This is a genomic window from Neisseria sicca VK64, from assembly GCF_000260655.1.
Lineage (GTDB): Bacteria > Pseudomonadota > Gammaproteobacteria > Burkholderiales > Neisseriaceae > Neisseria > Neisseria sicca_B.
Map to the genome: position 1 here is coordinate 1 of NZ_AJMT01000192.1, position 2,540 is coordinate 2,540.

Annotated in this window: 1 protein-coding gene and 2 pseudogenes; all 3 read right to left on the reverse strand. The window is 49.0% G+C overall.

Annotated features, from left to right (window positions below):
* Positions 1–264, reverse strand: a pseudogene (locus tag HMPREF1051_RS11315) (type IV secretion protein Rhs); the annotation flags it as partial.
* Positions 265–338: 74 nt separating this feature from the next.
* Entirely contained in the window at positions 339–662 is a 324-nt protein-coding gene (locus tag HMPREF1051_RS11320) for a hypothetical protein (protein ID WP_036493136.1), read from the reverse strand.
* Positions 663–1,103: 441 nt separating this feature from the next.
* A pseudogene (locus HMPREF1051_RS15520) lies at positions 1,104–2,039 on the reverse strand (RHS repeat-associated core domain-containing protein); the annotation flags it as partial.
* Between the last annotated feature and the right edge of the window lie 501 nt (positions 2,040–2,540).

Genomic DNA, 2,540 nt, shown 5'->3' on the forward strand with positions numbered 1-2,540 from the left:
GCCTTTGTAGGTGTACTCCTGCAACAGGCGGCTGCCGTCCCAGACGAAGTGGGTGCGTTTCGGTTCGGTACTCGTCCAGGCGAGTTTGTCTTGGCGTTCTTTGGAAAGGCGTCGTCCAAACAGGTCGTAGGCGTATGTCCAAATCTCGGTATTGCCGGCGGACTTTTTGATTTCGGCGCGGACGAGTTGGTTTTCTAGGTCGTATTGGTAATACTGGTTTTCGCCATTGGGCAGCTGGCGGTAGATCAGGTTGCCCAATGCGTGAATGAGAAATTTTTAAAGAACGAATGTTTCAGACGGCCTCAAAAGAGATATTGAGGCCGTCTGAAAATATAAAATTACTTTTTCGCAGCACGAATTTTTTTCAATCCATTCTCCAAAATAGTAACTTTCTCGGGAGGAGTTCCCCTATCCAAAGCATTCCACCAATTATTTACTGGTTTAACAAATAATTGGAATCCTTCATCGGTTACATTGGATTTTCGGATGATCAAATCTTCTTTGATAGAGCCATCCTCATTAAATGGGTCAATATCAACAAGTAAGTTATTGTTTTTGAGAAACGTCATAAGTGCAATAGACATTCTGATAGTATCTTCACGATAATCTTCATCAGCATTTGCTTCCCAAAATGTCCGAAAATTAAATAGTGTTATATCCATGATAATCTCCTAAGGTAATCGAATAATTTCGGATATTCCGTCAACATGAACTAAGCTTTTACCATCTCTGACATATACGCCACCTGCATCTCTAATCCTTTCTTCTTTTGCAAGTTGACTCCTTTTTGAAGCAGTCTTGCTAGTAATTTCTTGAGCAAGTCCACCACCTTTTTTACCAGCTCCTTTTATAACAAAATCAAGCTTACGAGACTCACCCGTTACGGGATCTCTAACAATTTCGCCCTTTTTATTTCTCAAGTGTTTCTGACTCAATATACGGTCAGCTCCATATTGGGCATCTAAGTCTTTTTTATGTAAGGCTTCGCGAGCATCACCATCTTTTTTATTTTGGATACACTCCCCTTTACCCGCGCTTTTCTTCTTGGATTTCGGTCCAGGTTTTTTCCTAAATGTTCCGTTTTTTCTATGGCCATAAATTTTTAAACCAAGTGGATCGATAAAATCCAATACTTGATTACCAAATGAATATAAATTATCTCCACCAAACAACCCAATCGGGTCCTGGTTCACAAACCGCCCCGTCTCCGCCTCGTAATACCGCATCAGGTTGTAATGCAGCCCGGTCTCTTCATCATAATACTGGTTTTGCAGTCTGAACGGCTGGTGCGCATTCTTGTAAACCCGCTCATCCTTTTTCAGACGACCCCAGGCGGTGTATTCGCCGTACCATAAGAGGTTGCCGTGGATGTCGGTCATCTCGCGCGGGATGCCGACTTGGTCGGTGTGGAAATAGGCGATGTATTGTTTGCCGTCTTTGGCGTTGTCAAAGATTTGCGCCAGCGGTTCGTAGCTGTCTTGGTCGGTATAGATATAGGTGTAGCTGCCTTTGTAGGTGTACTCCTGCAACAGGCGGCTGCCGTCCCAGACGAAGTGGGTGCGTTTCGGTTCGGTGCTCGTCCAGGCGAGTTTGTCTTGGCGTTCTTTGGAGAAGCGTCTGCCAAACGGGTCGTAGGCGTATGTCCAAATCTCGGTATTGCCGGCAGGCTTTTTGATTTCGGCGCGGACGAGTTGGTTTTCTAAATCGTATTGGTAATATTGGTTTTCGCCATTAGGCAGCTGGCGGTAGATCAGGTTGCCCAATGCGTCGTAGGTGTATTCGATGCCGTTGTATTCTTTGAGGCGGTTGCCGCTGCTAATGTTGCTGCCCTTCCCTTCGGCCGCTTTGTCGGAAAGGATGTTGTGTGCGGGGTCGAAGGCGAAGGTTTCGCTGCGGCCGGTTTGGCTGTTGCGGGCTTCTTGAATGCGTCCGATTTTGTCGTAAACGTAATTAAGGACACCGCTTCTTTGGTCGGCGCTTTGGATCAGGTTGCCGGCTTTGTCGTAGGCGTAGCGGCGGTTGACGGCGCCGCCGGCCAGCGGGTTTTGTTTGCCGCGGGGTGTTGGTGTGCCACTCCAGACGGTACGCTGGCTTTTCAGACGACCCATGGGGTCGTAGTCGTACAGGCTGCTGATGCTGCCCTGCGTCCTTTGGATTTCGCGGTGCAGTTTGTCGCGTTCGATGTCGGTTATGACTTCGCCGTCGAGGCTGATTTGGTGCAGGTGTCCGCTGCCGTAGTACAGGTAATCGATATGGCGGCCGTCGGGCAGGATGGTGCGGATGCGGTTGCCCAACGGGTCGTATCGGTAGCCTACGGTGGCGCTTTGGCCGTTGTGGACGGTGGTTTCGCCGATGAGGCGATCGAGTTCGTCGTAGGCGAGTTCGACGCTGCTGTGGTGGTTGCGGGCTTTGGTCAGGTTGCCGGTAATCGGGTCGTAGTCGAAACGGGTGCGGCTGATGCCTTCGTCTTTGCTTTGTCCGTTGCGGCCGGAGACTTTGCGGCTTTGTTTTTCGATCAGTTGGCCGAGGATGTTGCGTTT